Consider the following 3,355-nt stretch of genomic DNA (forward strand, 5'->3'; position numbering starts at 1 on the left):
CTTAGCAATACCTTGGTCATCGATCGCCACAAAGGCCCCTTCTTCTAGTCCAATGCCATAATGGTCAAGTTGATTATTATCTTCATAAATGACCTTAGCTAATAAACCCAATAGCCTTCCATAGCGAGTTTCTGGATTCCATTGATTGAGTCGATCTAAATGGGTATCTGTCAGCACTTGGTGTAGGTAAGGGACTTGCAGAAAATCACTTCGATGAATATGTTCTTTGACTTCTCCAAGGTTTAAAAACGCCGGGATTCTAAGCGGTTAAGCTTCAATGGGCTGAAGCCACATTTCCGCTTGCTTACGATATGATCGAGATAGTCCATCAAGCTCATAGCGTTTAGGAACAGTCAAACATTCCTTAACCACCCTGGCTAGGTTTATTCCTAGCTGTGTGGCTACCTTTTTTAACAGATTTGCTGCTGCTGAATATCAGCGTTTACTAACCAGCCTTTAGCTGTTTTATATAATCCACGCTTAAATCGTTTCCCTGAAAACTTATACCCTTTGGGTTTTTCACCATAATTCGGACTAATCATCATCAAGGAAACTGGCTTTTGAGCTATACGCTTCATCAATTTCAGTAAAGATAATTCCTACTGATTCAGCTAATTGTTGAATACGATTTTAAGTCTTGCCGTTGGAATTTGTACAAAGTTTTGATTATTAGTTTTCCCTATATTAATTGACTCTTTTTGTCTATCATTCCAACCAAAAACAATGTTACCAATTTGATGTTTTAAGCAGTAATTAATGACAAACCTTGCTGCTTTATTAATAGCGTCTCTCATTTGACAGTTACGCCTGTGAGTGACCTGCTCTAATTTATCATCCCAGTAATCTTGGATTTTCCCTGTTTATACTTAGCGACAAAGCGATTATATCTCTGATTAATTGACTTAATTCTTCTACCATTGACAATAAAAGATTTACCTTTGGTTGTTACAGAACTAAGCCAATTGTCAACCCCATGATCAATGGCAAGAGCATGAGAATAATCAAGGTTAGAAGCTTTGACCAACTGAGTTTTATAGACATATTCTGCCCATAATTTACCATTTTGAGGAACAATTCTTATCTCTGCTATATCTAAGAATTGAAAATTAGCTCCACTAGGAATAATAACTGATGGGTTTTCTAATTCTTTTCTTTGAGAATTGGCGATAGGCAATGACAAATTCTGATCTGTGGTTCATAACGAATGTTTTGAGAAGTAAAAGCAACTTGATAAAGCCCTTTTTTGCGATAATTAGGGATTTTAGGTTTGTCTTTTAATTCTCCATTAAACCACATTGGTAAAAGCTTGTTATATCCTTTTATGGCTTCTACTACTAACTTAATAGTCTGTTGTCCTTGTTGACCTCCTATTGCCTGATAATGGACGTTATCTTTAAAATCTTTACATAATTGAGCATAACTAACTTTAATCCGTCTTAAACGAGGACTTCTTCTGTAATTATCATTGTTATCAAACCAAGTTTTGTAATTAAGTTTTCAAGTAATCTTGACGAATTGAAAATAAAACAGAGTTATATAGTTTATTTGATTGCTCACAACACCATAAAAGGTAAGCGTGAGCCTCATCATCTATATTACCTGTTAATAAGATTTTCTGAGTTTGGTAATTCATGTTATGATTATAGCGTTTTGCAATGGCATTGCCAATATGGTCAAGAAAACTTTACAATTAGATTAAGTGATAAAAGATTAGCTAAACTAAGACTTTATGCACAACAAAAAGATAAGACTATGACACAAGTTTTGGAAGAGTGCATCGATAAACTTAGATTGGATACGGAGGTTAAAACCTCCGTTCGCGTCTTTAATCAACCTTTTAGACTCTTTAATGGCCATGGAATTAAGAAGTCATTTAGAACGGGATCTGGGTTATCTGCGTCCCTCGAACAACTGTTAGGCGATCGCAGTATTCAACAACTGCCAGCAGTTTGCAAGAACAAATTACCATTACTCAGATGACAACTTCAACCCAAACAGTAACCATGAGGACTTTGAGGAAATGACATTGTAACAGTGATCACTTACCAGTTATCAGTTATCAGTTAGGAAAATTAGTGAATATGAATTTAATCAATTATTAACAGAATTATCTCAAGCTGTGTTCAACTTTGGACGGAAAATGATCAATTAAAAATCCGTGCAGGTAAAGGAGTATTAACGGACGAATATAAAGCATTACTCAAGGAAAATAAAACAGATATAATAAAGCTTTTACAACAAAATAAGCAAGCAAAAAATACTGGCTTACCCCCGATTATTGCCGATCCTGAGCATCGTTATCAGCCCTTCCTTTAACGGATATGCAGCACGCTTTCTGGGTGGGTCGCATGGGAGTTTTAGAATTAGGCAATGTCGCCAACCATGGTTATTATGAAATTGAAGGATATGATTTAAATTTAGATAGTTTAAACTGGGCATTAAACCAACTGATTAACCGTCATGATATGCTACGAGCAGTTATGTTACCCGACGGAAGACAACAGGTATTAAAAGAAGTTTCTGACTACAAAATTAAAACCACAGATTTAAGAAAAAAAGATCAAAATACAATTAATAAGTATTTAAATAGCATTCGTCAAGAAATGTCTCACCAAGTTTTACCCTGGGACAAATGGCCATTATTTGAATTTCGAGCAACCCTTTTAGACGAGAATAAAATCAGGTTACATATTAGCTATGATTACAAATTTTTGATGCTTGGAGTCTCTTTAGATTATTTGAAGAATGGTTTCAACTCTCTCAAGATTCTCAAGCCAGTTTACCTAATTTAGAGTTTACCTTTCGGGACTATATTTATGCTGAAAAGCCTTACAAGAAACGGAACTTTATCAACAATCCCGTGATATTGGTTAAGTCGAATTTCCAGTTTACCCCCTGCCCTGATCTCCCTTTAGCCAAAATCCAACCACTATTAAAAAACATCAATGTCAACGGTTTAAGGGTGAATTGGATCGTCGTACTTGGCAACAGTTAAAACAACGGGCCAAACAGTTGGGCATGACCGGATCGGGGTGTTACTGGCTGCCTTTAGTGAAGTGTTAACCGATGGGGAAAAAGTCCCAATTTACCTTAAATTTAGCCTTATTTAACCGTCTTCCCTTTCATCCTGACATTCACAACATTTTAGGGGACTTTACCTCTGTCACTCTTCTGTCTGTGGATAACTCAGCCCTAGACACCTTTCAACAACGGGCCAACGACTGCAACAACAACTATGGCAAGACCTGGATCATCGCTATTTAGTGGGGTTCGGGTGATGCGAGAATTAAACCGTCTTCGCAGAGATGTTCCCACGCTATGCCATTGTTTTTACCAGTACCCTAGGGTTTGAAGC

7 protein-coding genes and 1 pseudogene are annotated in these 3,355 nt (G+C 36.7%); 4 read left to right on the forward strand and 4 right to left on the reverse strand.

The window, feature by feature from the left end; genetic code table 11:
- From C4E06_RS29535 to C4E06_RS27855, 4 genes and pseudogenes are all read right to left on the reverse strand, one after another.
- Positions 1-225: pseudogene (locus C4E06_RS29535) on the reverse strand (peptidase S51); the annotation flags it as partial.
- 185 nt (positions 226-410) lie between these two features.
- Positions 411-578 carry a hypothetical protein gene (locus C4E06_RS27845; protein WP_198648528.1) on the reverse strand — a complete coding sequence of 56 codons (168 nt, stop codon included), beginning with the start codon at positions 576-578 and terminating at the stop codon, positions 411-413.
- Positions 579-611: 33 nt separating this feature from the next.
- Positions 612-794: a hypothetical protein gene (locus C4E06_RS27850; RefSeq protein ID WP_198648529.1), complete on the reverse strand. Its 183-nt coding sequence runs from the start codon at positions 792-794 to the stop codon at positions 612-614.
- A gap of 29 nt (positions 795-823) precedes the next feature.
- The gene (locus C4E06_RS27855; RefSeq protein ID WP_198648530.1) at positions 824-1,174 is read right to left on the reverse strand and encodes a hypothetical protein; all 351 of its coding nucleotides are present in this window, start codon (positions 1,172-1,174) and stop codon (positions 824-826) included.
- A gap of 476 nt (positions 1,175-1,650) precedes the next feature.
- Between C4E06_RS27855 and C4E06_RS10620 the strand changes: the two genes are divergently transcribed.
- From C4E06_RS10620 to C4E06_RS27870, 4 genes are all read left to right on the forward strand, one after another.
- A complete protein-coding gene (locus C4E06_RS10620) occupies positions 1,651-1,980 on the forward strand; it encodes a hypothetical protein (RefSeq protein WP_107668035.1) in 330 nt (109 codons plus the stop codon).
- A gap of 174 nt (positions 1,981-2,154) precedes the next feature.
- Positions 2,155-2,316 carry a hypothetical protein gene (locus C4E06_RS27860; RefSeq protein WP_232826224.1) on the forward strand — a complete coding sequence of 54 codons (162 nt, stop codon included), beginning with the start codon at positions 2,155-2,157 and terminating at the stop codon, positions 2,314-2,316.
- Between the two features lie 5 nt (positions 2,317-2,321).
- Positions 2,322-2,792: a condensation domain-containing protein gene (locus tag C4E06_RS27865; protein ID WP_198648531.1), complete on the forward strand. Its 471-nt coding sequence runs from the start codon at positions 2,322-2,324 to the stop codon at positions 2,790-2,792.
- 274 nt (positions 2,793-3,066) lie between these two features.
- A complete protein-coding gene (locus C4E06_RS27870; RefSeq protein ID WP_198648532.1) occupies positions 3,067-3,264 on the forward strand; it encodes a hypothetical protein in 198 nt (65 codons plus the stop codon).
- Positions 3,265-3,355 lie beyond the last annotated feature (91 nt).

This window comes from Cyanothece sp. BG0011, from assembly GCF_003013815.1.
Lineage (GTDB): Bacteria > Cyanobacteriota > Cyanobacteriia > Cyanobacteriales > Microcystaceae > Crocosphaera.

Excerpts from the sequence above, each read along its gene's own strand:
- C4E06_RS27850 (WP_198648529.1), bottom strand. The coding sequence starts at position 794 with ATGAGAGACGCTATTAATAAAGCAGCAAGGTTTGTCATTAATTACTGC.
- C4E06_RS27870 (WP_198648532.1), top strand. The coding sequence starts at position 3,067 with ATGGGGAAAAAGTCCCAATTTACCTTAAATTTAGCCTTATTTAACCGT.
- C4E06_RS27865 (WP_198648531.1), top strand. The coding sequence starts at position 2,322 with ATGCAGCACGCTTTCTGGGTGGGTCGCATGGGAGTTTTAGAATTAGGC.
- C4E06_RS27845 (WP_198648528.1), bottom strand. The coding sequence starts at position 578 with ATGAAGCGTATAGCTCAAAAGCCAGTTTCCTTGATGATGATTAGTCCG.